We start from the raw sequence: 24,690 nt of genomic DNA, 5'->3' as shown, positions 1-24,690 counted from the left end.
AAGTTGGAGATCAGCCATGGAACTCACCGTCTCGGGTCTCGCTCTGCTCGTCGCCATCGGCATCGGCATCTGGATGAAGAAGGACAGCAGCTTCCGCAAGCGGGAAGTCGCCGTCGTCTCGATCTTCTGGATCCTCGTGATGATGACGCCCTTCGGCGCGGACGGCGTCGCGAAGGTCCAGGACATGTTCGGCAACGGCGCCAAGGGCTTCAGCGACACCGTCAACAACGTCTCCGCCAAGTAGCCCCACTCACGCGAGAGGCGGCCCGCTCCGAGCGGGCCGCCTCTTCCGCGTTCACACCCTCGGCCCACCAGTTAGGAGTGACACCGCATGGCCGCCGACGACCTCGCAGGCCGTGGGCGGGGACAGACGGCTCAGGAAGCGTTCGACGAGGCGCGCATGCTGGCCGACTGGTACAGCAGCAGCGTCCCCACGACAACCAGAGCTGTCGCCCCCGTTTCCCTGCCGACCCCGCCCACCGCCGGGGGCACCGTGCCGTTCGATCCTCAGGGACGGCCTCCCATGTCCCAGAAGGCCACCGACCACGCCGCCCTCGTGATCGTCTACACCTGGGGGTCGCTGCCGGTCGGCGGCGCCATCTCCCTGGTGCTGTGGCAGCTGTCCAGCGTCAGCCCGATGCAACTGACCTTCGCCGGCCTTGGTGCCTCCGGAGTGTTCATCGCGATCGGCGCCGCCGCCCGGATGATCGGACGCGCTTTCCGGGACGGCGCCTCCGCCCTGCCGGACAACACGGTCAACCAGTACACCGGCACCGTCTACGTGCAGCACACCGAACTGCACACCGAAACCCGCGGGTTCGGGCGGACCAACAACCAGATCACCGACGGCACGCACTGACCGTCGGACGCCGCCCACCCACGATGCGCTCACGCTGACGTCTGCCTGTCCACTCCCGAACCCCGCCACGGGGGCCGGGGGCGGGCAGGGAGCCGGAACAGCCACACCGCTCCAACAGCCCCACTCCCTCCCGCCCGTCGGCTGTCCCCCTCGCTGGCGGGGCGCGGTGCTGTCCACCGTCCTGCCTTCGTGAAGAGAGGCGAACCCGCCATGACCACCAACTCCGCTGCTGGGAACGGCCACGAGCACACGCTCCGGTGGCCCTCCTTACACAGGGCCCGCGGCTGGATCAGCCACCGGACCGGCCAGTCCCGCACGAAGCTGACGCGACTGTGGCGGCACGAAACCGTCCGCCACTTGGCCTTCAGCGCCGCCGTCACCGTCTTCGGCGCCTGGCTGCTGGGCCAACTCCTGCCCGACATGCCCGGCCTGGCCACGACCCTGGACGCGGTGGGTGCCACCATCGACGACCCCGTACGCCGCTACCTCGTCGCCCACACGCAGGAACTGCCCATCACCGCCAGCACCACCTACAGCATCTGGAAGGCCCTCGGACTCATCGCGTTCGTCCTCGGCGCCCTCCACAACGGCCCCGCCCGGCTCACCTGGACGATGTGGGGCGCCGCCACCGTGATCATGGTGCTGATCGGAACTCCCGGGCCCGGCCGCCCGGTCGCCACTGCGGTCGGCCTCCTGACGTGGGCCGCGCTGTCCAGCCTGGCGCTCCGCGGACTGCGTCTCCCGCCGCTCGCGTTCGTCCACGTCGACGTCCACAACGAGGCATCGCCCCCTCCCGACGTTCAGGTCCACGCGGAGATCCGTATGCCGAGGACCGAGCCGCCCCAGTTCCTGCCCTACCCCCTCCCGTACCTGCCGCCGTCGCCGAACTGACGTCTGCCTGTCCGCCCCTCGACCCCCGCCACGGGGGCCGGGGGCGGGCAGGGAGCCGGAACAGCAAACGCGCCGCTGCTCTCCTCCCATCACTCCACCTGCCGGTTGCCGCCGTCGCCAGCCCGGCTCACGACCGGCAGGCAAGGAGCGGGGCGCCCGGCAACCGTCCGGAAGGACTCCTCGACCATGCGCATCGGTACCAACAACGAGACCTATGTCCTCGACTCCGCACGTGACGGGCAGCGCATCCTCGACGGCATCAACGGCGACGCCGCCGACGCCGTCGACGCGCTCATCCGCGAGTACCTGGAGCTGCGCGACCGCGTCCAGCAGCTCAAGGACGGGCTGCCCCAGCACCACACCGACATCGAACTGTGCCCCGCCTGCGAGCCCTTGGAGCAGCCGTGCCCCTACCACTTGGGACGGGCCGAGGGGTGGATCGAACTCTCCAAGGCGGTACGCCTCCTGGGCAGCGGCGACTCCACCTACGCCACGCTCGTCCTGGAGCACGCGGACGCGGCCGGGGACGACGCATGACCGTCACCACCGACACCACGCTCGCGGCGGCCACGGCAGTGGACACGCTCCAGGACGACACCCTCCACGACGTCGACGCCGCGATCACCCCACCGGAGGCCGCGGGGAACGCGGCCCTGGCCGCCGTACGCACCGGGAACCGCGAAGCCGCCCAGCAGATCATCGCCGAGATGCTCCCCGACGAGCGCGCCGACCTCGCCGACCACCTTGAGGAACTCCGCAAGCTGCTCGGCCCGACCTGCGCCGAGTGCGGCGCACTCACCGAACTCGGCACCTGCACCACCGATCCCTCCAGCGCGGAGTGCCGCTTCCTCTGCAGCCGCTGCACGGCCGCCCGCCGCACCCGCTGAACGACCCCACCGGGGCAGCCGCCGCAGGCCTCACCGGGCCGGCGCGTGCTGTCACCCCGCCTCGACAAGGAGCCCAAGCCCATGGTCCTCGCGCTGTTCAACCGCGCCCGTCGCGCGCCCGTCGAGCCGTCGGCCACAGACCCGTGGCCGGAGCTCGGCGAGACCTGGATGCCCGAAGGCGTCACGGTCGTCGAGCGGCACTGGAACCAGGCGATGAGCGCGATCGCCCTCGTCTACTCCACCGACGACAGCGGCTACCACGTCGTCGCCTGTCTCGGCTGCCACTTCATCGTCGCGCAGGACCCGGACCGCCGCCCCCTCGCCGGCGGACTGAACCTGACGGACGCGAACCGGATCGCCACCGAGCACGCCACCAGCTGCCGGGCGGTGTCCCGCGCCATCCCAGACCGCCCGGACGACGCCACCGCCCGCGAACAGTTACGCAAGTGGACGCTCGCCTGGAAGAGCAAGGCCGACAAGGTCCAGATCATGCTCCGGAACTTCGACCTCCACCGCCTCGCCCTCCAGCGCAGCAACGAGTGGATCGAAGCCGAACTCCAGCAGCTGGCCGTGGACCGGCCCGACGCCTTCGCCGTACAGCTCAGCACCTACGACCACACGACGTTCTACTACTACGTCCTGCCCCCCACCGAGAACTGACCAGCCCCTCCGTGCGGCCTCGCGCGCCGCCGCCGGCAGCTTCGCGTACTACGTACGGTCCGCCCGTCACGCATCCGACGCCCTCTCCGGCCGGGGAGGGCGCTCTTGTGCTCGCGACGTCAGGAGATCAACCCCCGTGAGCCAACGCCACAACTGGACAGGAGGCATCCATGGCTGACACCGCAGCCACTGCGACCAACCGCACCTGGCAGCCGGTCACCCTCGGCACCGGGCACGGCCGCAACAGCGTCATCTGGCACTACGACCGCGTCGACCAGCCCGCCCGCTGGAAGAAGGCCGGACGCGTCCTCGTGCCCCACCTCTTCCACCCTCTAGTGCCGAAGTCCTTCATCACCCGCGTCTTCGACGTGATGGAAGCCAACGCGAACATCACGTTCGTCGCCCCGACGGAACACGCGGCCAGGATGCGTGACTTCGTCCAGGAGCGCGAGGCCCAGATGCGGCAGGAAGCCGCCCGGTTCGATGTCCCCCCGGACGACGGCATGCACGCCAGTCCGGCTGCCAAGTCCGCGCGGGCCCGCGCCGCGAAGCCCCCGGCGAACATCTGGCTCGGGGTGACGGTCAACGACCAATGGACGGCCAAGACGCGCATCCCCGCCCTGCTGGAGACTCCGGCCGCTACGAGGGTCGTCGTCTGCGAGCCGCTGACCGGTCCCGTCGACCTGGACCCATTCCTGACCGAGCGCCGCGACGTCACCCACCCGGATGCCGACGCACCGCAAGACGCCGTCGTCGACGACATGGTGCGCCACGGCGACCAGTGGCACCGCACCGAACGCCTGCACTGGGTCATCGCCGGAGGCGGGTTCGGGCTCAACGCCCGCCCCCTGCACCCGCAGTGGGCCCGCGACATCCGCGACGCGTGCGAGCAGCACAGCGTGCCGTTCTACTTCACCCAGCACGGGGACTACGTCACGGCTTCCGTCGTCGACGACCCTGCATTCGGTGGTGGCCGCGCCTACGACGACCCGCTGCACGGAGGGCGCAGCTCGGCCTCGCTCCGCGAGCGAGGCCCCAGCCGCACCTTCCGGTCGGGCCCCTGGCGCGCGATGGAGCCGGGCGACCGCACCCGACACACCTGGATGCTCGACAAGGACACCATCGCCGTCCGCGTCGGCAGGAAGTCCGCCGGCCGCGAGCTCGACGGCCGACTTCACGACGGCGTGCCCTACTCCTCGACGGCCACGATGCCGTCAGCCGAGGCGGCGGCCACGCACTGAGCGCGCCGGACCGCCGGTGAAGGGCCCAGGGCGGCACCGGCATCCGACTCCACCAACACCCGTCCACAACTGGGACGGGCGACGGAAACACCCCACGGGCGGCGGGCGCGGCTACACCGCGCCCGCCGCCCGCTCACACTCCGATCCCCTACAGGAATCCTGATGACCAGCCACCCCGAGGCCACGGACACCACTCCGTTACCCCACTCCCGTGACCTGCGCTCCGCCGAGAACGACCTGAAGCTGCTGCGCAGCCGTCTCCGTACGGTCGCCGAGTTCATCCACGACTCGGCCCACGACTTCGCGGCCCGCCACGCGCTCGCCCAGCGCCTGGACCTGCCCGTGCCGGCCCCGGCGCCCGCCACGCGGCAGACGAAGGAGGCCACACGGTGAACCAGTCCCCGACCACCGCCGAGCCAGGCACTCAGCACTCGCTCGTCGACCAGAACCTCAAAGACGCGCTCGCCACCGTGGCCTCGGAGATCGGCCGAACCGACAACAAGACCTCCTTCCTCCTCGCCTTCAACGGCGCAGTCATCGCGGGGCTGTTGGGATCGGCCGACAAGGATCTCCCCTTGCTGTGCCTCGTCGCGGGCGGACTCGCGGTCCTCACCCTCGCCGTCTCCACCGTCCTGCTGCTGCTCGTCGTCCTGCCCCGACTGCATGGCGCGGACCGCGCGAGCTTCCCCTACTGGGCCACGTGCGACACCCAGCAGATCCTCGCCGAGATGAGCGACGACCGCCGAGCGGACCGCCTTCGTGTCCTCTCCCAGATCGCGCTGCCCAAATTCCAGGGGCTGGGGCGCGCGATCCGCCTCTCGCTGGCCGCCGTCATCCTCATCGTCATCGCCGTCCTCGTGCCCATCGTGACCGCGCTCGCCTGACGGCAGACGCCCCCGGGCTACGTCACGACGCCGGAAGACAACCGCTCCGCCCGGCCCCGTCACCCGACCCTGCACCACCTGCCTGCCCACCCTCCCTGGAGCCTGCTGTGAAGAAGACCCCCGCCAAGAAGCCGGCCGCGAAAAGGCCCCCCGCGAAGAGGTCACCGGCCAAGACGACCGCCGCGAAAAAGCCCCCTGCGAAAAGGGCCGCGGCGAAGAGGTCACCGGCCAAGAGGCCCGCCGCGAAGAGGACCCCCGCCAAGAGGGCCACGGCGAAGACGTCGCCCAGTACCAGGATCGTGTACTGGCTCTTCCGCAGCATGGGGCGGAGCGCCAAGAACCTCGATCCAGCGCACCGCAAGGACGGCGCCGCGCTGCTCCTGCTCGCCAGCGCGCTGATCGTCGCCGTGGGCACCTGGGCCGACCTGCAAGGTCCAGTCGGCGAGCTCGTCGAGATCCTGGTGACCGGCTCCTTCGGCCGCCTCGACCTTCTGGTGCCGGTACTGCTCGGCGCCATCGCCGTGCGCTTCATCCGGCACAGGGAGAAGTCCGAGGGCGACGGCCGTGTCGTCATCGGCCTGTCCGTCCTGGTCATCGGCGTGCTCGGCCTGGTCCACATCGCCTGCGGCTCGCCGGCCCGCACCGACAGCATGCAGGCCATACGGGACGCCGGCGGCCTGATCGGCTGGGGCGCCGCAACCCCGCTGGCGTACAGCATGGGCGACGTGCTGGCCGTACCGCTGCTGGTGCTGCTCATCGTCTTCGGCCTGCTGGTCGTCACGGCCACCCCGGTCAATGCCATCCCGCAGCGGCTACGGGCGCTCGGCACGCACCTCGGCGTCGTCCAGGGGCAAGCGGCCAGCGTGCCCGGCGACGACGAGCACGCGGAGCAGAAGCGCGAGGCGATGCCCGCACGCTCCAGCCGCGACGGGTCTGCCGAGCAGACGAACGACTCCGACAGCGTCCAGCAGGAAGCCCTCCCACAGCGCGGGAAACTCAAGGCCACAGCAACGCCAGCACCCGCCACCGCCCAGCCACACCGGATCACGCCGTCCCCCCGCGCCGTCCCCGACCTCACCAAGACGCCGCCCGCCGGCCAGTCGCGCGATCTTCCCGCGCGCGCGGAGCAGCTCCAACTGTCGGGCGACATGACCTACGCCCTGCCGGCGCTCGACCTCCTCACGCGCGGCGGGCCCGGCAAGACGCGCAGCGCCGCCAACGACGCGGTCGTCGCCTCCCTCTCGAACCTCTTCACCGAGTTCAAGGTCGACGTCGCCGTCACCGGCTTCACGCGCGGACCGACGGTCACGCGCTACGAGATCGAACTCGGCCCCGCCGTCAAGGTCGAACGGATCACCGCGCTGACGAAGAACATCGCGTACGCCGTCGCCAGCCCGGACGTGCGGATCATCAACCCGATCCCCGGCAAGTCCGCGATCGGCATCGAAATCCCCAACATCGACCGCGAGATGGTCAACCTCGGCGACGTGCTGCGGCTGGCCGCGGCCGCCGAGGACGACCACCCACTGCTGGTCGCGCTCGGCAAGGACGTCGAGGGCGGCTACGTCATGGCCAACCTCGCCAACATGCCGCACATCCTGGTCGCCGGAGCCACCGGTTCCGGTAAGTCGTCGTGCATCAACTGCTTGATCACTTCCATCATGGTGCGCGCGACCCCCGAGGATGTGCGCATGGTCCTGATCGACCCCAAACGGGTCGAACTGACCGCCTACGAGGGCATCCCGCACCTGATCACGCCGATCATCACCAACCCCAAGCGGGCCGCAGAGGCCCTCCAGTGGGTCGTACGCGAAATGGACCTGCGCTACGACGACCTCGCGGCATTCGGCTTCCGGCACATCGACGACTTCAACGCAGCCGTTCGAAGCGGCAAAGTGAAGGCGCCGGCGGGCAGCGAGCGGGAGCTCCAGCCGTACCCGTACCTGCTGGTGATCGTCGACGAGCTCGCCGACCTGATGATGGTCGCCCCGCGCGACGTCGAAGACGCGATCGTGCGCATCACCCAGCTCGCTCGCGCGGCCGGCATCCACCTGGTGCTCGCCACCCAGCGGCCCTCGGTGGACGTCGTCACCGGCTTGATCAAGGCGAACGTCCCCTCACGGCTCGCCTTCGCCACCGCCTCGCTCACCGACTCGCGGGTCATCCTCGACCAGCCCGGCGCCGAGAAACTGATCGGCAAGGGCGACGGGCTGTTCCTGCCGATGGGGGCGAACACGCCTGCCCGCATGCAGGGCGCTTTCGTGAACGAGGACGAGATCGCGGCCGTCGTCCGGCACTGCAAGGACAAGATGGCGCCCGACTTCCGGGACGACGTCGTCGTGGACACCAAGCAGAAGAAGGAGATCGACGAGGACATCGGCGACGACCTGGACCTGCTGTGCGAGGCGGCCGAACTGGTCGTCACCACCCAGTTCGGTTCGACGTCCATGCTCCAGCGCAAGCTCAGGGTCGGCTTCGCCAAGGCCGGACGGCTGATGGACCTCATGGAGTCTCGCGACATCGTCGGGCCCAGCGAGGGCTCCAAGGCGCGCAACGTCCTCGTGAAGAAGGACGAGCTGGACGGGGTGTTGGCGAAGCTCCGCTCCGTCTCCGGCAGTGTGCAGGGAGAGGACGCGGACACCGGCCGCCTCCAGGAGCGGGTCCAAACCGGCACCGGCGGAGAGTAGCTGCGATGAGCCACTCCTGCGGCTGCTTGGACGCCGTGAGCCGGGCACCACCAGGCTGGCGTGTCGACCTGGCCGGGATCCGGCCGCCAGCCGGTCCTGCGCGGCGGTACAGGGTGCGTCCACAGCATGGGGCCGCGCACTCCAGTGTCCGGGCCCGGCATGGTCGGCCCGACCATCCCCCGACCACGGCTGTCCAGGGAACACGTTGCCTCACTGTGACCGATGGTCGGGGCTGATGGTCGCCCGCGTGGTCGGGGGCTCAGGGTGCGGTACCTCCATGGACCCCCGCACGCTTTCGCATGCCAGCACCGGACGGATCGACGTCCGAGTTCCAGACCGCAACACATCGCAGGCCACCTGATCCCAAATCAGGTGGCCCACCTGCGTATCCGTTCCCTTTCCGACTCCAGAAGGAGCACAAATCTCATGAGTAAGCTCACGCGAACCGGCGCCGCTCGTGGCGGTGTCATCGCAGTGGAAGGCCTCGAGTTCATCCTCCTGGCGGTGGTCGCCGGAGTCGGCGGCTGGGTGGGCTTTAACGCGCCTGGTCTCTCGCCCGCTTGGGCCGGAGTGTCTGCCGGCGTCTTCGGGCTCGGCCTCGCCGCCGGAGTCAACGACCTCCTCGACTCGTTCATGGCGTCGCTGCGCGCCCGCACCCGGACCTCACCTTCCCCGGCCATGCCGACGCCGGAGCAGAGCACGGAGAAGGCGACGCTTCCCGGCGACACCGATGATGTCCTGGACCTTCTGACCGAGGCGGCAGAGGCCGGTGCCGCCCACCAGGCCGCCATGTACTCGGGGAAGATCGACCCCGCACGCGCCCTGCTGAACGAGACCGAGCTGTGGGTGGGCGTCAACGGCACCAGCGCCATGTTCCGTCTCGCTGACGGCGCCTACGTGTACTACGAGAAGGACGAGAGCGAGGGCCACCCGACCCACCTGTACTCCTTCATCGTCCCCGAGACCGGGAACGAGCCGGTCCCCGTCACGTCCCTGGAGCAGGTGCGTGACCTCCTGGAGCAGCACGTCACCCGTGAGATGAAGGAAGAGCCGGTCGCGGCCTGACCCTGTCGGCCCCCTGTGCCGCCCCGGCTCTCGCAGGCCGGGACGGTGCGGAGGCCCGGCAGGGCGGATGTGGTGCCAGCGCGCACAGTTGACGCTCGACGGTTCTTTACGCCGTAAAGAACCGATGCCGCCCCGGAGTTGATCCACGAGCCTCTCGTGCGGGCCGCTACGAGGTCACCGATGCGCTGACCGCAGAGTGACTCGCCCTCCCTGCCCCAGCCTCGCCAGCCGTGAGCTGATCAGCCGCCCGTCTGCGCGGCCAGCACACGCCTGCTGCACGGCCTCGCTCTGCCCACAACCCTCGTACCCGACTCCATGAGTTAAGGAGCACACCCGACCATGATCCGGGCCCGCGCCATCGAGCGACTGGCGCTCTTCGGTAGCCTTCTCGCCGCCTTCGGTGAGATCCACCCCTTCTGCGACCACTGGGCGCAAGGAAGTGAAACAGCCCGCTGTAAGCGCCTCTACGGTCCGCAGCTCGTCTACCGCGACGGCTGGCCCGTCGAAGCCGACGCGGGCCGGGCTGCCGAGCCGACGATGACCGCCAGCGCACGGGGCCGTCGGGCCGTCGCGCTTCATGTCGCGACGTACACCGCGATCCAGACCGGCGCGGCCGTCGCCCTCACCCGGGCATTCGGCTACCGCGTTCCGGCCTCCGCCCTTCTGGCCGGGGCCGCCATCAACGGAGTCACCCACGCCGCGATCGACCGCGGCGCCCTCTTCCTGTGGCTCGCGAAGAAGGCGGGCCAGACCGGCTACATCGAGCACTGCCAGGCCGTCCGCCTGGACAAGGACGGCACCCCGAAGAAGGAGATCAACGGGCCCGGCACCGCGTGGATCGAACTCGACGCCGCGCTCCACCGGGTCATCGGCGTTGGGGCCGCCGCGGTCACCACCTGGCTCGCCACCCGCAAGGCAGGCCGTCGATGAAGGAACTCGATCTCAGCCTCGCCCCCGATCCGGTCGAACGCCTCGCCTCCCTGCTGCGCCTGCGCTTCGGGGAAGCCTGGATACCTGAGCCGGACGCCGACGGCTGCAGCGCAGTACTGCGCACCCGGACCGGTCGCGCCATGGGCGCCACCCCCGACCCGGCAGCGAACCGCATCATCCTGCAGGCCTGGGTCGACTGGGACTGGGTGACCCCGGCCACCGTCTTCACGGTCGACCTGGCGGGCCACCGCGACCTCGACCACTGGCTGTCGTGCGCAGACCTCACCGACGCCGGTCACGCCATGAAGAAGCTGATGCGGAACCTGCTCGACCAACTCGAGTCGGTCCCGCCCCTCACGGACGACGGGGAGCCCGGCGACCTGGACGCCGCCGAGCAGCAGCTCGGCAACCTCGCTGTACAGGCGGGGGAACTGGCCCGGCAGGCCAGCCAGTTCACCGCCCGGCTCATCTACCGCAAGCCCGTCGCGGCCGGCGCGAAGGGACTGCTCCGGATGGCCGGGCAGACCGCGCGCACCGCGACCCGCGTCGACCTGCTGCGCGGCCACATCCGCACCGACAACAGCGCCCCCCGCTGCTGACGGCTCCCCGTGCTGTCCCGATCCATCCCGGATCGGGGCGGTGCGGAGGACCGGCCAGACCGGACGGCCCCTGGGACGGCGAATCACCTCCACATCCCCTCGCGACTGCCGCCCCCTGATCCTGCGCACGAGGTGCAGGCGGCTTTGGCCGCCAGTCCTCCGTGCGCCTCCGACGCCCTTCTTGGAGGACTGCGTGCACTCCCAGAGCGAGTCCGTGCTCGCCCCGCGCTCCCTGCCCGACGGCCCGTTCCTGCTCGCACTGATCGGCGCGGCCGGCAGCGGCAAGAGCCGTGTCGCCCGGGCGTTCCCGTCTGACTGGCGGCTCGAAATGGACAACTACCGCTGGCAGGCCACCGGGTCGCCCGGCGACCAGACCGCGACCCCGATCGCGAGCGTGGTGTTCCGCGAACTGCTGGACGCCCGCCTCACCCGAAAGCTGCCCGTCCTGGCGGACAGCACGAACAGTGAGCTCGACGTGCGCCTCTACCTGCTCCGGCGTGCCCGGCACTGGGGGATGCCCACCGTCGCGATCGTCTTCCGGGTCCCGGTGGAGGAGTGCCTGGCCCGGCAGGAGACGCGCACGAAGGCCAAGCAGGTGCCGCCCGACGCCGTCACCCGCCAGGCGGCTGGCGTGCCCACCCCCGACCAGCTGATCGACGAGGGCTTCGACTACGCGCTGTACGCCGACGAACTCGACCTGCTCTGCCTGCTGCTGCGCCGCTCGGCCACCGCCGAACCCGACCCGCTCGCCGACGTACGGCACACCTTCGGCGAGGACCTGGCCGCCGTGTTCGCCTGGCACGGCGAGCGTGAACGCGGCTTCGCCACCGGCACCTTCGCCGTGGCCGGCCGCGAGATCACGGTGCGTTGGATGGACGACGGCGACCCGTACGACCACCACTGGCAGGCTCGCCTCAGCGAGGCCTGCACCTACGGCTGCCCGGGCCCGCTGTGGGTCAAGGTCAGCCACGCGGCGGACTTGCAGAGCGTCTACCTCGACGGCAAGCCCGACGAGCCGTGGTGCGACGGCTGCCACAGCCACGGCCTGGCCGCAGCCGATCGGGAGCGGTGATGGTCGTCGTACTGGCCGCTGGCATCGGGCTGATGGGCGCTCTGCTCGGCTCGGTCCTCACCGTCCTCATCCCGTGGCACACCGCCCGCAAGGACAAATTGCGCACCACGGCGGCCCGGTTCGCGCACCGGCTCGCCGTGCACCGCGGGAACCTCTACGCCCGCTGGGAGCTCGCCCGGCAGGAGAACCCGAGCCCCGCGGAAATGTGGTCCGCGAACTGCGTCAGTGACAGTTCCCGCAGCGACGTGACGCTCGCCCTGTACGAGCTGCGCGTCCTGACCCGCGACACGGCCCTGCTGCGGCTGGCCGAGGAGGCCATCGCGGCGACGTACGCCGTGAAACCGCGCGGCGAGGACCTGGCGACGGTCAGTCGCGCCGAGATGGACGCCCGACACGATCGCGGTGTCGCCGCGGACCACGCCTTCCTGGCGGCGGCCGCCGGCATCTGAACCTCTCGTCTTTACGCCGTAAAGACGAGACGGCACCCGTCCCGGCGAGATGCATCCGCCGCGCCGGACCGGACACGAACTGGCCGCCCCTGAACGGCACATGCGCGGGGCGCACCCTCTGGCCTGCAAGCACTTGGGCGCGCCCCGCTCCCCCAACGAAGGAGGTCCCACGAGATGACCACAGCGCACACCAACACCGCAACCACTCACCCCGGACAGGTCGCTGTCACCTCCAGCGCGCCCGGGTGCATGACGTGCGGCGGCCGCCGGGCCCGGCGCCTCGACTCCTACGGCGGAGGCCAGCCGCGCTCCGACGCCGCCGCCAAGATGGCCGCCATACGCCTCGGGAGCGGCGCCCACGTCCACTTCTCCCTCACCGACGACTCGTTCGTCGTCGTCCGCGCCATCGACCCGGACGAGGTGACCGAGTGATCGCCGAAGCCATCACCGTCACCCTCCCCACCGCGGGCTGGGCCCTGACCGCCGGACTCCTGGGCCGCAAGCTGCGCGCCGCGCGCCGCGATCCGGTCAGCCGTCTGTGGACCCGCCTGCCGTGGATGCGCCGCGCCGACCGGCTGATCCGCCGCCGCCAGGCCAGCCATGTGCTCATGCTCGACCTGGACGGCTTCAAGCCGGTCAACGACACCTTCGGCCACCCCGCCGGTGACGCCGTCCTGCGGGCCGTCGGCGCACGCCTGGACCAGTTCACCGCCGAACACGGCGGACTGCACACCGAGTGCGCGCGCCTCGGCGGAGACGAGTTCGTCGCCACCATCACCCTCAATGAGCACGATGTGGAGGCATTTTCCGAGGGCCTGGCGCACGAGCTCGCGCAGCCCGTGCCGTGGCCCGACGGCCCCCTCGCCGTCACCGCCTCCATCGGCATCGTCGCGATCGCCGACCTGGAGCAGCCGTCCGCATCCACTGCGCTGAAGCGCGCGGACGAGGCCATGTACGCCGTCAAGAAGTTGCGAGGCGGGCAAGGCCATCGCGCCCCGCGCCGAAGCGCCACCACGGACCCCGGCGCCGAAGTGAGCCTTCAGCCGACACAGGGAGGCAAGCCGATGGTCGCAGGCGACGGCGCCGTGGTTCTGGAGGGCTTCCTCGACGAGGAGACGCTGCCCGGCACGCGGGATGACACCGCCCGCTTCCGCATCCATCTGGCTGCGGACGAGGACCGTGTTGACGAGGCCGTGCTGCCCTGTGTCGTGGAGAACCCGGTCCTGGCCGCCTACGTCCTGACCGAACGCGAGCGGGGAGACCTGCTCCGCGTCTCCGGCCACCTCCGCCTCCCCCAGACCCCGGACGGCGCCATGTGGCTGGACGTCCACGCGATCGACGTCCTCCACCTCACCCTGCTCGCCGATCCCACCGACGAAGAGGTCACACCGTTCGTCGAGCGCTACGCCTCCTACGTGACCCTCTACGACCCCGAGGGCCTCACCCACGTGTGGCACGAGAGCGGCGAGGAGGTCGGCATGACCGACGACCCGTCGGAGATCAGCGACCTGATCCACGCCTACGAACGCCCCGCTGCCTCCGGCGAGACAGGAGGCCCAGCATGATCGACATCGCGTACGCCTGCGCCCTCTACCCGATCGCCGGCTACCAACTCACCGCCGCCGCCCTGCGCGCCGCCCTCACGGCAGCCGTCGGCCACAAACACGCACAGACCCACGACCCCCTCGCCCATGAGAAGGAGCGCCCCGATGCAGACTCCTGAGCTCACCCTCAGCGGCGCGCTGGCCGAACCCGCCGTCCTCGACGGCGACGAAGCCCGATTCCGGCTCCTGCTCGCACCCGACGGCGACGATGGCCAAGAGCTCACCCCGCCGGAACACGACGTCCGCGAAGCCGTCCTCCCCTGCTATCTGTCCGATCCTGTCGGCGCACCGGAGGTCGCCGCGCTCTCGCCCGGAGCCCCACTCAAGGTCACCGGCTACCTCGCGCTGCCCGACCAGCCGACCACGCCCCTGCGCCTGGTCGTGCTCACCGTCCAGCGCGAGGACCTGGAGCACGAGGCCTTCGCCACCTCCGCGCCCTCGCAGCGCCCGGCCCTGCGCCTCGTCCCCACCAGCGGAACGACCACCCGCTGAACCCCCGTACCCCGTGTGGGCAGGCCCGCTGCGGCCTGCCCCGCGCCCCCGTGACTGAAGGACGCCCGATGGCTATACCGTCCGACCCCGCCACCCCGCTGGCCCTCACCACCGCCCAGGCCCTCGCACTCGATCTCATGGCCGACGGCTTTTCCGCCGGCGACATTCGGCTGCGCACCGAGATCGCGCCCATCGACCTCTACCGCCTCGCCGCCCTGCACAACGTTCCGGCTCCACACGGCACGGTCGAAGGCTTCGGCTGTCACTGGGCCCGCCGCGAGGCATCCTGCGCGCAGTGCGCCCCCTTCGAGGCCCGCTTCGAGGCCCAGGAGCGGGCCCGGCAGCGGATCGCCGACGCCGAGCGCACCCTCCACCCGCAGCACGGGGGCCGCCGCGCCCGCCGAAACACTCCCGCCCGCGCATAACCCCCGGTCGGCCCGGGGCGGCCGTCGACCTCCGAGCCCGGCCGCCCCGGATGCCCTCCCCCCGTCCCGCCCGCATGACCCCGCCGGGCACAGAGCCAATCGGCTCAAGTGCCTGCTTCTGAACCCCTGTACCAGGAGGAATCATGAACAAGACCCGCTGCACCGATGACGTCGTGGCCCTCGAGGCGGACCGCTACGCCCCGGTCGACCACCCCGGCGTGACCGTGCCCGAGGATCGGCGCTGCTGGTCGGTGAGCTGGCCGGGATACGCACCGGTGACGATCACGCCGCCCGAGCTGAGGCCACTGGCGCTGACCCAGCACGTGCCCGGCTGGGCCGAGCCGCACGCCACGCCGGACATGGTGCGCGACTGGGAGCAGCGCCAGACCGACGCCCTGGTGCCCTTCGAGCTCGATGAGCAGGGGAGGCCGCTGCACCCGCACGGTCGCACCGGTCGCACCGGGCGCAACCTCGGCCGGTGGGGCGAGAACGCTGCCGCCGACCCGATCGTGGTCGCCGGGACCAGTGCGCACCGGTGGGTGCTGCTGATCACCCGCGACGACATAGGGGTGGAGGCCATCCCGGGCGGCATGGTCGATTTGGGCGAGACGGCCCCGGCCGCCCTGGTGCGCGAGCTGCGCGAGGAAACTGGTGTCGACCTCACCGACCAGCAGCCCATCATCCTCGGCCGCCAGGTCGTCGACGACTGGCGCACGACCGACCACGCCTGGGTTGCCTCCACCAGCGCGCTCTTCCAGCTGCCTGGACAGGTCACCGCAACAGCCGGTGACGACGCAGCGGACGTGAGCTGGTTCCCGTTCGGCTCCCTCGACCAGCTCGAGGCAGCGGTCGCCGCAGCCGGACGCACCCTCTACGCCGCGCACCGCCCGCTGCTGCAGCGCGCTCTCGAGTACCTCAACCAGCAGTCATAGCCCCCACTCAGCGGCTCCATCGAGGCCGCTGACCATCACCTTGCTGAAGGAGAACGCGATGCCGGACGGGCGCACACCCGGTCAGGCCAGCCTGTTCCCGCACGACGAACCCATCACCATCCGCGCACTGACCATCCATCCGCCCTGGTCCGACCTGATCGCCCTGGAGGACGAGGTGCTCGCCAAACGGATCGAGAACCGCGGCTGGACCAGGAGTTGGCGCGGCACCCTGCTCATCCATGGCGGACTCACCCTCGACGAGACGGCACTGGAACTGCCCGCCGTACGCGAGGCACTGCCCGACGACTACCAGCCGGTGAAGGGATTCGTCGTCGCGATCGCCGACCTCACCGGCATCCACGCCGACGACGGCCAGTGCACCCCCTGGTCGGAGCCAGGCTGTTTCCACTGGGAACTCACTAACGTGCAGCGCCTCCAGCCGGTCAGGGCCCGCGGGATGCAGGGCTTGTGGACCCCCAAGCGGCCACTGCTCGACCAGGTCGCCACCGCCAACCCGGCCCTCGTGATGCGGCTCGCCGCCTAGGCCAGAGCGCACACAGGGCCAACTCCCTTCCAGGCCTGACGACCCCGGCCGCAACACCACAGACAGGAACCCGTTCGTGAAGCTCATCGTGGAACACTCCGCCCTCGCCGCCGCTATCGGCTACGCCTCCCGCGGCCTCCCCGCCCGGCCTCCCGTCCCCGTCCTTGCCGGGCTTCGGCTGGACGCGAGCAACGGCCAACTGCGCGTCAGCGGCTTCAACTACGAGGTCTCCGCGGACACCTCGGTCGCCGCCACCGTCACCAAGAAAGGGCGTGCCCTGGTCAGCGGGCGGTTGTTGTCCGACATCGTCGCCAAGGTCCACGGGGACGTGCACCTCGAACTCACCGGCCCCCGCATGGTGCTCCTCGCCGGAGCCGCGCGATTCACGCTGCCCACCCTGCCCCTCGGCGAGTACCCGGCCCTCCCCGAACCCGGCCGTCCCTCGGGCACGCTGGCCGGCCCGGCCTTCGCCGAAGCCGTCGCCCAGGTCGCGTGCGCGGTCGGCAAGGACGACACCCTTCCCGTCCTCACCGGCATTCAGCTGCGCCACGACCAAAAGGACGGCACCCTGACCCTGGCCGCCACCGACCGCTACCGGTTCGCAGTGCGCACCGTGCCCTGGAAGAACAGCGACCTCGCCGCCGACTGCACCGCACTCGCCCCCGGCAAGGCCCTCCTGGACGCCGCCAAGACCGCCGCCGCCGACACCACCATCGATCTCACCCTCGCCGGCGTTGCCGGGGCCGACAGCCTGTTCACCGTGCGCGGCGAGCACAGCACCACTACCCTGCGCGCCCTGGACGGCGACCTGCCCAAGTTCAAGGACTTGTTCCCCAGCGAGTTCAATCACACCGCAACCGTGGAGATCACCGCACTCAAGGCAGCGGTCCAGCGCGTCGCCCTGGTCGCCAGCAAGGAATCCCCGGTGCGGCTCACCTTCACCGCCGACAACACCCTCCGGCTGGACGCCGGCACCAGCGACGAGGCCCAGGCTGTCGACACCGTGGACACCACCCTCGAAGGCGGTGAAATCTCCGTTGCCTTCAACCCCGGCTTCCTGCTCGACGGTCTCAACGCCCTCACCGCCGACTCCGTCGACTTCAACTTCGTCAGCTCCACCAAGCCCGCCTTCCTGCGCGGCCACGACACGGACGACCAGGCGCTGCGCTATCTCCTCATGCCGGTCCGCCTCACTGGCTGAACCCCAGCCCGTCCCCGGGTCTCGCGCTCGTGACGACGACCGGCGCGAGGCTCGGTTATTTACGCCGTAAAGACCCCAGGGGCCGTTCCCGGAGACGCCGTGCCTCGCCGCAGGGCCCCCTCCGCTGCGCCAGCCAGTCCGCCCCGCCCCGGTCTGTGCGCGTTGGCAATCCGCCCCTCCCGACCGGGTCCGAATCAGGAGGATGAGACGCAATGGCCCTCCTCTCCCAACAGGCCGTGAGGCCAACTCGCATCCGGCGCAAGCGAACCAAGAACTGGCGCGCTGGAAGCGCGAGGTGTGTGGACCGCAGCAGCCGCTACGGCAACCCGTGGCGCATCGTCGACGACGTCGTTCTCCTTGCGCCGGACGGCACCACTCAGCGTCTGGCCTCGCCCAGCGAAGCCCGCAAGGAAGCCAGCAGCCGCTACCGGGCCTGGCTGCACGGCGAAGGCCCCGACACCTACCGCGTCGGCAAGAGGACCTTCGACCGGCGCCGGGTCCACACGGACCTGTGGCGCCTCGAAAGCCGTGACCTGGCGTGCACGTGCCCACTGCCCGGCGACGGCGAGTCCGACCACTGCCACGCAACCGTGCTCCTGGAACTGGCCAACCACTCCGAGAGGATCAGCAAGTGACCGGCCCCGTACAGGTGCCGTCGCCGCGCGGCTACCGCGCCGCCACCCTGCACCTGACGATCGACCACGCCGAGCACACGCGCCGCCAGTCGGCCGGCCTCGGGCGCATACGCGACTCGCACGGTGCCCTGCTGGATACCCTGATGGCCCTCCCGCCCGGCATTCCCGTCCACCACGACGACCTGACCGAACGGCAGCGGAACGACGTACGGCGCGCCCCGGCAGGGATCCTGGACCTGACCCTCGGCATCGTCACCCGGCACGCAATCCGTCCCTGCCGTGTCGACCTCGCCACCGTCCACGCGGCCTGCACCCGCGACAGCATCGGCCGCGCAACCTCCTACGCGCCGTTCTGCACCCGCGCCGTCGTCACCCCCACACCGCCCCGCCGCAAGTACCTGCTGTCCGAGGCGAACTACTGGGGCGTCGGCGTCTTCCTCGACCACGGAGACGGTGAACCCGAGACCCTCGTCGAGCCCTCGCCGTGGCGACCGAAGAGGCACACCCCCGCCGCCTGGCGCTTCGCGGAGGCCGCGTACGCCTCCTACCTCAGCCACACCCCCAACACCGAGACCACCAAGACCCCTAGCCACGCAGGAGAACAGCCCCGTGGGTGACAACACCGGCATCGAATGGACGGACGCCACCTTCAACCCGTGGTGGGGGTGCTCACGGATTTCACCCGCCTGCCGGAACTGCTACGCGGCCGACACCGCCCGGCGCTGGGGGCACGACGTGTTCCACCTCCGCGGCGAGCGCCGGATGCTCTCCGACGCGTACTGGCGCACGCCCCTCAAGTGGAACCGGGTGGCGCAGCAGACAGGCACCCCCACCCGCGTCTTCTGCGCGTCCATGGCCGACGTGTTCGAGGACCACCCCCAGGTCACCGAAGCACGCGACAGGCTCTGGCACCTCATCGAGCAGACCCCCTGGCTGCGCTGGCAGCTTCTGACCAAGCGGCCGGAGAACATCGCCGCCATGGCCCCGTGGGGCGATGCATGGCCGGACCACGTGTGGATCGGCACCAGCGTGGAAAACCAGCGCTACGCCGAAGAGCGCATTCCCCACCTCCTCAAGATCAACGCGCCTGTCCGGTTCCTGTCGTGCGAGCCGCTCGTGGAGCAGATCGATCTTCAGCCCTACCTGGCCGACGTCACCATCGGCGCAGGCATCCACTGGGTCATCGCCGGCGGCGAATCCGGTGCGAAGGCCCGACCGATGAACCCGGCCTGGGCCCGCGTCCTCCGGGATCAGTGCGACGCGGCGGGTACGTCCTACTTCTTCAAGCAATGGGGAGAATGGGCCCCGTCCGGCCGTATCGCCATCGGCGGGAACCAGCGCGGCCACGCCCTGGTGGGCGACCCGGTCGACGAGCTCGGCCACCGTGTCGAGATGGTCCGCGTCGGCAAGAAGAAGGCCGGACGCCGCCTGGACGGCCGACTGCACGACGCCGTCCCGCCTCTCAGCACCGCCAGGGCGACAGGGCCCGAAGCCTGACTCCCCTGCGGTCTTTACGCCGTAAAGACCGCAGGCCTCCGCCCTCTTCACGTGACCTCCTACGGAGGCACCGTTGATACCCACCCCGGAGACCTGCCAGATCATCGGCCATCCGGGTTGACAGCATGGGCGCCAGCCCCGACCTCGGGAGACATAAATGGACCCGACAGCACCTCCCCCCTTCCTTCCGCTGCCCCCGGTCCCCGACGCGCGGGCAGCTCTCGTCCGTGACGATCCCGCCTGGCCATTCCGATCGGCGTGCGCAGCTGGGGGAGGCATCGCCCACCTCCGGGTCTGGAAGGCCGAAGGCGAAGGCCACGTCGCCATCGTCAGGGAGACCGGACTCGGAGCCTCCACGACCAACAGTGCGGGCGAGATCTGGACGGAACTCGCCGACTGTTTCCCCGGCCCACTGGTTCTCTTCGAGCACTGGCCCGCGGGCAACTGCGACGACCACGACCGCCTCGACCAGGTCGCGATGGAAGGCCGGCGGCCGATCTGGCGCCGCATCTGGCCGACCGCCCCGGCCAACCCGGACCATGACCTCTGCATGGCGTGGATGCAGGCGTACGGACACGACCTGCTCGCCGCATCCAACCCAGCCGTGTGAGCGGCACGAGCAGCAGCGCCCCGCGGTCGCCCACTCAACCCGGAGCGGCTGTGGGGCGCCGCCCTGCTTTGCCCTCCTCTGCGTCGGCACCCGCTCCGGCTCTTCTTCTCCTACGCGCTGCTCGTGGACCAGTCCGATCCCCCCTCCGTCTTTACGGCGTAAAGACTTCCGAGCCGTCGCGCCGGGGGAGCGGGCGGACAGGACGCACACACATGCAGACGGCCCGGGCGAAACAAGGCCACGGCCGTACCCACCGACAACCTGCCTTCAGGGAGGCCACCATGCTCGACAGCACCGACTACATCGAACCCGGCGACCGCCCCGCCGCCTGGATGGCCCTGGCCCGCGAGTACGCCGCACGGAACTGGCCCCGAGGGGACATCGCCTACGCCCTGTGCGTCGACGAGCCCACCGTCGACCGGTTGCTGTCCGCTGGAGGAGCGGCGCAGCAAGAGGTCACTACGCCCGTCCCGTGACCAGCACAGCCGCCCGCACCTGGCGGCCGGACGGACCCGGCTCGTTCCAGGCCCCCGCCGGGGTGCGCGCCGTACGGGACCGTGAGGGACGCCTCTGGACCCGCGGCCCAACCCGCTGGACATGCACAGGCTCGAACTGGATTCGGTGGCGCGTCCTCATCGCAGAACACGGGCCGGTCACCGAGGTGCCCGCCCCGTGATGCAGACAGGCGCACCACCAGAGCCAGCCCGCTCCGCCCTCCCGCCTCAACCCTTCGCGCCGGCCACCCTCGACTCCCATCACGGATGTCGGCATAACGGCCCCGCTCAAGCAACGACCCCTTCGCGAACAGCCGCCGTACGAACGGACAGCCATGGAATCCCTTGAACAGACCCCCACCGCGGCCCCTGAGGTGCGGCGCTCCGCGGTCATCTCGGACTGCGGCCAGTACCGCTATCTCCTGGCGCGGCAATGGGAGAACACCGGCCCCACCGCCGTGTTCGTGCTGCTGAACCCCAGTACCGCTGACGGGACCAGCGACGATCCCACCAGCCGTCACTGCATCCGCTATGCCAGGAGCTGGGGCTGCGGCGCCCTGCTCATCGTCAGCCTGTACGCCTGGCGCGCGACCAAGCCGATCGAATTACGGACGGTCGACGATCCGGTGGGTCCCGAGAACGACGACTTCCTGTACGCTGCGGCCGCCGCCGCAGAGGACTCCGGTGGCCCGCTCGTCGGCGGATGGGGCACCCACGCCCGCCCCGACCGCATCGCCGCAGTGCTCGCGCTGCCCCACTTGCGCCGACTCGGCGCCCTCGAGGTCACCCGACTGGGACAGCCCCACCATCCGCTCCGGTTGAGCAAGAACCGGAGGCCCGTCCATTGGACGCCGCCGAGCGAGCTGGGCCCGGTCACGACACCGCATGGCGAGAGCAGCCCTGCGCTCGCCGTGGTCATCACGCGCCCCGGTCTCCCCGACATCCGGCTGGGTCCATTCGCGTATCCGTACCAGGCGCTCTCGTTCGCCAGCAGCCTGCGCCTCCAGATGCACAGCACCCAGCACGTGGACGGCTCTACCGTGACCGTTCAGCCGTACCGGCCGGACCTCACCTACCAGGATCCGTCCGTCCCGACGGACCCCTTCCAGATCGCCGGCATGCTGGACGAGGAGGCACCGAGCGGGGTGATGGGGCACGACTTCCCTGACCTCTGGGCGCGACTCCACGCGCAAGAGGGGTACGACCGGGCGAGCACCATCTGGCGCGGGGCCTGCGCCATGTACGACGCCATGCACGGCGAGGACGTCTCCGAGTGAGAGCCCACCACGCGTCCGGCCCGCCAACCCTCAGCCCTCCGGCCGGCCTGCGCCACGAAGAGCCCCGCACCCTGGACAGCCTCCAGGGTGCGGGGCTCTTCGTGTTTCACGGCTGATCTTTACGGCGTAAAGAGGCTGCTGGACCTGGCCGCGAGCGGGACCTCCTCCACAGCGTTCGCCTCGCAGCACGCGGCGCCCCCTTGCGGGTGAAGCTCCTTCGATGCCGGCTAGCACTCAAGGGGACCATGCTGATTGGCGAGTTGACGCGACGGGCAGGGTCGCGGTGGCGGATGCCGGGCCCGCCACCACCTCGGCCGCGCCCTCTTTACGGCGTAAAGACCGGGGGAGTGCGAGCTATGGGCCGCTGCGCTCGTTAAGCTCCAGCCCGAGAACCCCCATCGAGTACCACCAGGAGCGTGAATGGCCGGGGCGCAAAACGAGCTGTCCGTAGCGGCGCGACGGAAGGCGCGAGAAGCGGCGCGGCTTGCCGAGGAAGAGCGGCAGCGGCGCGCATCTGAGCAGCAGGATGCAGGCAACGGCTTCGAAGTCGCGATCGAAGAGCTGGCCCACAACCCCCGCAACGCGCGTGAGGAGCTTGAGGGGCTCGAAGGCCTCGCCAGCACCTACGAGTCCTTCGGCCTGCTCCAGTCGGTCGCCGCTGTTCCTGCCGAAGTATTCACCGCGGCCTTCCCAGAGAACGCGGATGCGATCGGTGGCGCCCGCTTCGTGGTCATCGGCGGCAACAGGCGACTTGCTGCAGCCCGGCTCGCGGGCATGGAGAAGTTGCCGGTCCTGGTGAACAGGAAGGCGACGACACGCCAGGACATCCTGGTCGCAGCCGCCACGGAGAACCTCGCCCGTGAAGAGCTCAAGCCCTTCGAGGAGCTTGCGACGATCGAGGAGCTCAAGGCTGAGTTCGGGACGTACGACGCCGTCGCGAAGGTGCTCGGGAAGTCCGCCGGATGGGTCTCTCAACGGAGGCGGCTGCATCACGTGCAGCCTGAGATCCGCGCAGCCCTGGAACAGCGCGTCGACGGCATGACGATCGAGTTGGCCCGCGACCTTGGGAAGATCAAGGACCGCGATCAACAGCTCAATGCCTGGGAAGAAGTGAAGGTACTGGCCGCGGCTCGCGACGCTGAGCCCAAGGCGCCGAAGGGTCAGACGAACGACGGCGGCGAGAAGAAGACCGCTGAGGAGAAGCGCACTGGCGAGAAGAAGGACGTGGACAAGGGGCAGGGCGCCAGCGGGAAGAAGGACCCCAAGGGGCTCCCCAAGCAGGGGGGATCCGGGGGTATCGGCCTGGACGAGGCCACGAAGGCGCGGCGAGCAGCGTGCCAGGAAGCCGTCCTGGACTTCAGTGAGGATGCCTCCCGGCTCCACATCATCGCCCTGCAGGCCTCAACCGACCCGGATGAAGCTGTCGCGCTCGCCTCTCAGTGGCTGAGTGAAGCCGGCGTCGGTGCGTCCGCTCTGAGCCTTCCTGCGCTCCCCGGCGAAGAGGGCAAGGGACGGCAGGCGAGGGCCGCACTCGCACTCTCGCTCGCACACTGCGAGATCCACATGGCTCGCAACGGCGGCGACGACGCTGCACACGCCAGCGCCTACTTGGACTGGCTGGGCACGCACACCGACTACCAGCAGGCCGACGAAGCCGAATCTGCCCTCACCGCGTAACGACGGAGACCTTTCGTGACCACAGATACTCCAACCCTCCCGGAGGACACGGGACGCAAGACCCGCGTTCTGGCCTGTACTAACGGATCCGCAGGATCCGGGAAGTCAACCACTGCCGCCGCCCTTGCCTACGCCGCAGCCAAGAAGAAGAAGCTGGTCTGCGTCATCGGCCTCGACAAGCAGCGCGACATCTCGCGCCTGCTCGGGTACGACGACCCGGACGGAGACGAAGACCTGCCCACCATGTTCGACGTGGTGGACAAGATCTGCTCGCTCGCCGAAGCGGTCGTACCCGCCAAGGACACTAAGACCAAGGAATTCATCCCGAATCTCTGGGTCGTCCTCGAATCGAAGAAGCTCGACAAACTGGAGTTCAAGCTCGCAGACCAGACCGCGCGGGAACTCTGGCTGTACCGGATCATCGGAGAGCTGCGAGGACGCTTCGACTTCATCATCTTCGACTGCCCCGGAGACGTGAAGCAGGCGACGATAGGAGCGATCATCGCCAGCGACGAAGTCGTCGGGTGCACCAAGTCCCAGGAGAAGGAAGCCCGCGGCCTCACCGAACTTGAGGACAAGATCGCCGAGGTGGCGATGGCGTACGGCCACACCGGCATGCCCACAGGTATCAACTGGGTGGTCATCAACGAGGGCGTCGAGCACAACTCGCAGGGCAAGGTCTACAAGGACATGGAGAACCAGCTCCGCGAGGCCTACGGCGACATCGTCCTCGAGACGGTTGGAGACGACGTGAAGGTCCCCGAGGCCTACACGGCGGGCCGGCCCGTGACGCTCTTCAGCCCGCACTGCCGGGCCGCGCAGGCCTTCACGAAGATCGGGCGGCAGATGAAGCTCTACCGATGAGCGCTTTACGCCGTAAAGATCGCCACCGACCCCCGGAGCCCACGTCTCCGGGGGTCTCGTCTTTACGGCGTAAAGATGAAGGCGGCGCGAGGGGGAGGCGCTGAGTGATCACTATTCGCTGACGATCGCCAACGCAACGCCCGCGGGACGCTACAACATGCCGCACATCGTGGGAGTGTGAGAGCTGCTCATTAGTGAGGCTCGAACAGGGGAG

At 70.0% G+C, this 24,690-nt stretch carries 31 protein-coding genes; all 31 read left to right on the top strand.

The annotated features are described in order from the left end of the window. Positions 1–16 precede the first annotated feature (16 nt). The 31 genes from ACGFYH_RS20285 to ACGFYH_RS20135 all read left to right on the top strand — a co-directional run bounded on the left by ACGFYH_RS20285 (position 17) and on the right by ACGFYH_RS20135 (position 24,476). Entirely contained in the window at positions 17–244 is a 228-nt protein-coding gene (locus tag ACGFYH_RS20285; RefSeq protein WP_393804519.1) for a hypothetical protein, read from the top strand. Between the two features lie 87 nt (positions 245–331). Continuing rightward, a complete protein-coding gene (locus ACGFYH_RS20280) occupies positions 332–859 on the top strand; it encodes a hypothetical protein (RefSeq protein WP_393804518.1) in 528 nt (175 codons plus the stop codon). 210 nt (positions 860–1,069) lie between these two features. Further along, positions 1,070–1,750, top strand: a complete 681-nt coding sequence (locus ACGFYH_RS20275; RefSeq protein WP_393804517.1) for a hypothetical protein — start codon at positions 1,070–1,072, stop codon at positions 1,748–1,750. Positions 1,751–1,936: 186 nt separating this feature from the next. Further along, on the top strand, positions 1,937–2,287 hold the full coding sequence (locus tag ACGFYH_RS20270) for a hypothetical protein (protein WP_393804516.1): 351 nt from the start codon (positions 1,937–1,939) through the stop codon (positions 2,285–2,287). Beyond that, positions 2,284–2,637: a hypothetical protein gene (locus tag ACGFYH_RS20265; RefSeq protein WP_393804515.1), complete on the top strand. Its 354-nt coding sequence runs from the start codon at positions 2,284–2,286 to the stop codon at positions 2,635–2,637. The genes ACGFYH_RS20270 and ACGFYH_RS20265 overlap by 4 nt, the downstream gene beginning before the upstream one ends. A gap of 45 nt (positions 2,638–2,682) precedes the next feature. Beyond that, positions 2,683–3,297 (top strand): hypothetical protein, encoded by a 615-nt coding sequence (locus tag ACGFYH_RS20260; protein ID WP_393804514.1) that lies wholly within the window; start codon positions 2,683–2,685, stop codon positions 3,295–3,297. A 170-nt stretch (positions 3,298–3,467) separates the two neighbouring features. Further along, on the top strand, positions 3,468–4,538 hold the full coding sequence (locus ACGFYH_RS20255) for a DUF5131 family protein (RefSeq protein ID WP_393804513.1): 1,071 nt from the start codon (positions 3,468–3,470) through the stop codon (positions 4,536–4,538). A 162-nt stretch (positions 4,539–4,700) separates the two neighbouring features. After that, on the top strand, positions 4,701–4,931 hold the full coding sequence (locus ACGFYH_RS20250) for a hypothetical protein (protein ID WP_393804512.1): 231 nt from the start codon (positions 4,701–4,703) through the stop codon (positions 4,929–4,931). Then, positions 4,928–5,422 carry a Pycsar system effector family protein gene (locus tag ACGFYH_RS20245; protein WP_393804511.1) on the top strand — a complete coding sequence of 165 codons (495 nt, stop codon included), beginning with the start codon at positions 4,928–4,930 and terminating at the stop codon, positions 5,420–5,422. The genes ACGFYH_RS20250 and ACGFYH_RS20245 overlap by 4 nt, the downstream gene beginning before the upstream one ends. A gap of 107 nt (positions 5,423–5,529) precedes the next feature. Continuing rightward, positions 5,530–8,109, top strand: coding sequence for a DNA translocase FtsK 4TM domain-containing protein (locus tag ACGFYH_RS20240; RefSeq protein ID WP_393804510.1), 2,580 nt, complete (start codon positions 5,530–5,532; stop codon positions 8,107–8,109). Between the two features lie 426 nt (positions 8,110–8,535). Next, on the top strand, positions 8,536–9,174 hold the full coding sequence (locus ACGFYH_RS20235) for a hypothetical protein (RefSeq protein ID WP_393804509.1): 639 nt from the start codon (positions 8,536–8,538) through the stop codon (positions 9,172–9,174). A gap of 339 nt (positions 9,175–9,513) precedes the next feature. Next, positions 9,514–10,104 (top strand): hypothetical protein, encoded by a 591-nt coding sequence (locus tag ACGFYH_RS20230; RefSeq protein ID WP_393804508.1) that lies wholly within the window; start codon positions 9,514–9,516, stop codon positions 10,102–10,104. Beyond that, positions 10,101–10,703, top strand: a complete 603-nt coding sequence (locus ACGFYH_RS20225) for a hypothetical protein (RefSeq protein WP_393804507.1) — start codon at positions 10,101–10,103, stop codon at positions 10,701–10,703. The genes ACGFYH_RS20230 and ACGFYH_RS20225 overlap by 4 nt, the downstream gene beginning before the upstream one ends. 193 nt (positions 10,704–10,896) lie before the next feature. Continuing rightward, positions 10,897–11,775: an AAA family ATPase gene (locus tag ACGFYH_RS20220; RefSeq protein WP_393804506.1), complete on the top strand. Its 879-nt coding sequence runs from the start codon at positions 10,897–10,899 to the stop codon at positions 11,773–11,775. Next, positions 11,775–12,224: a hypothetical protein gene (locus tag ACGFYH_RS20215; protein WP_393804505.1), complete on the top strand. Its 450-nt coding sequence runs from the start codon at positions 11,775–11,777 to the stop codon at positions 12,222–12,224. Before ACGFYH_RS20220 ends, ACGFYH_RS20215 begins: the two co-directional genes overlap by 1 nt. Positions 12,225–12,398: 174 nt before the next feature. Further along, on the top strand, positions 12,399–12,656 hold the full coding sequence (locus tag ACGFYH_RS20210) for a hypothetical protein (protein ID WP_393804504.1): 258 nt from the start codon (positions 12,399–12,401) through the stop codon (positions 12,654–12,656). Continuing rightward, complete coding sequence (locus tag ACGFYH_RS20205; RefSeq protein ID WP_393804503.1) at positions 12,653–13,789, top strand: GGDEF domain-containing protein; 1,137 nt, start codon at positions 12,653–12,655, stop codon at positions 13,787–13,789. The genes ACGFYH_RS20210 and ACGFYH_RS20205 overlap by 4 nt, the downstream gene beginning before the upstream one ends. Beyond that, a complete protein-coding gene (locus ACGFYH_RS20200; RefSeq protein ID WP_393804502.1) occupies positions 13,786–13,947 on the top strand; it encodes a hypothetical protein in 162 nt (53 codons plus the stop codon). Before ACGFYH_RS20205 ends, ACGFYH_RS20200 begins: the two co-directional genes overlap by 4 nt. Further along, positions 13,934–14,320 carry a hypothetical protein gene (locus tag ACGFYH_RS20195; protein ID WP_393804501.1) on the top strand — a complete coding sequence of 129 codons (387 nt, stop codon included), beginning with the start codon at positions 13,934–13,936 and terminating at the stop codon, positions 14,318–14,320. The genes ACGFYH_RS20200 and ACGFYH_RS20195 overlap by 14 nt, the downstream gene beginning before the upstream one ends. Positions 14,321–14,388: 68 nt before the next feature. Beyond that, a complete protein-coding gene (locus ACGFYH_RS20190) occupies positions 14,389–14,745 on the top strand; it encodes a hypothetical protein (protein ID WP_393804500.1) in 357 nt (118 codons plus the stop codon). 143 nt (positions 14,746–14,888) lie between these two features. Continuing rightward, positions 14,889–15,677, top strand: a complete 789-nt coding sequence (locus tag ACGFYH_RS20185; RefSeq protein ID WP_393804499.1) for an NUDIX domain-containing protein — start codon at positions 14,889–14,891, stop codon at positions 15,675–15,677. A gap of 58 nt (positions 15,678–15,735) precedes the next feature. Continuing rightward, positions 15,736–16,221, top strand: coding sequence for a hypothetical protein (locus ACGFYH_RS20180; RefSeq protein WP_393804498.1), 486 nt, complete (start codon positions 15,736–15,738; stop codon positions 16,219–16,221). A 76-nt stretch (positions 16,222–16,297) separates the two neighbouring features. After that, entirely contained in the window at positions 16,298–17,422 is a 1,125-nt protein-coding gene (gene dnaN, locus ACGFYH_RS20175) for a DNA polymerase III subunit beta (protein WP_393804497.1), read from the top strand. 212 nt (positions 17,423–17,634) lie between these two features. After that, positions 17,635–18,057, top strand: coding sequence for a DUF4326 domain-containing protein (locus ACGFYH_RS20170; RefSeq protein ID WP_393804496.1), 423 nt, complete (start codon positions 17,635–17,637; stop codon positions 18,055–18,057). After that, a complete protein-coding gene (locus ACGFYH_RS20165) occupies positions 18,054–18,674 on the top strand; it encodes a hypothetical protein (protein ID WP_393804495.1) in 621 nt (206 codons plus the stop codon). The genes ACGFYH_RS20170 and ACGFYH_RS20165 overlap by 4 nt, the downstream gene beginning before the upstream one ends. After that, positions 18,667–19,554 (top strand): DUF5131 family protein, encoded by an 888-nt coding sequence (locus ACGFYH_RS20160; RefSeq protein ID WP_393804494.1) that lies wholly within the window; start codon positions 18,667–18,669, stop codon positions 19,552–19,554. Before ACGFYH_RS20165 ends, ACGFYH_RS20160 begins: the two co-directional genes overlap by 8 nt. A gap of 157 nt (positions 19,555–19,711) precedes the next feature. Further along, positions 19,712–20,164: a hypothetical protein gene (locus ACGFYH_RS20155; protein WP_393804493.1), complete on the top strand. Its 453-nt coding sequence runs from the start codon at positions 19,712–19,714 to the stop codon at positions 20,162–20,164. A gap of 281 nt (positions 20,165–20,445) precedes the next feature. Next, the gene (locus ACGFYH_RS20150; protein WP_393804492.1) at positions 20,446–20,640 is read left to right on the top strand and encodes a hypothetical protein; all 195 of its coding nucleotides are present in this window, start codon (positions 20,446–20,448) and stop codon (positions 20,638–20,640) included. Between the two features lie 353 nt (positions 20,641–20,993). Next, a complete protein-coding gene (locus ACGFYH_RS20145; protein ID WP_393804491.1) occupies positions 20,994–21,935 on the top strand; it encodes a DUF1643 domain-containing protein in 942 nt (313 codons plus the stop codon). 420 nt (positions 21,936–22,355) lie between these two features. Further along, positions 22,356–23,612 carry a ParB/RepB/Spo0J family partition protein gene (locus ACGFYH_RS20140; RefSeq protein ID WP_393804490.1) on the top strand — a complete coding sequence of 419 codons (1,257 nt, stop codon included), beginning with the start codon at positions 22,356–22,358 and terminating at the stop codon, positions 23,610–23,612. A 15-nt stretch (positions 23,613–23,627) separates the two neighbouring features. Next, complete coding sequence (locus tag ACGFYH_RS20135; RefSeq protein WP_359434166.1) at positions 23,628–24,476, top strand: ParA family protein; 849 nt, start codon at positions 23,628–23,630, stop codon at positions 24,474–24,476. The last annotated feature ends 214 nt before the right edge of the window (positions 24,477–24,690 follow it).

Source organism: Streptomyces sp. NPDC048392 (genome assembly GCF_043200575.1).
Classification (GTDB): Bacteria; Actinomycetota; Actinomycetes; order Streptomycetales; family Streptomycetaceae; genus Streptomyces.
This window is presented reverse-complemented; position numbering and strand designations above follow the sequence as displayed.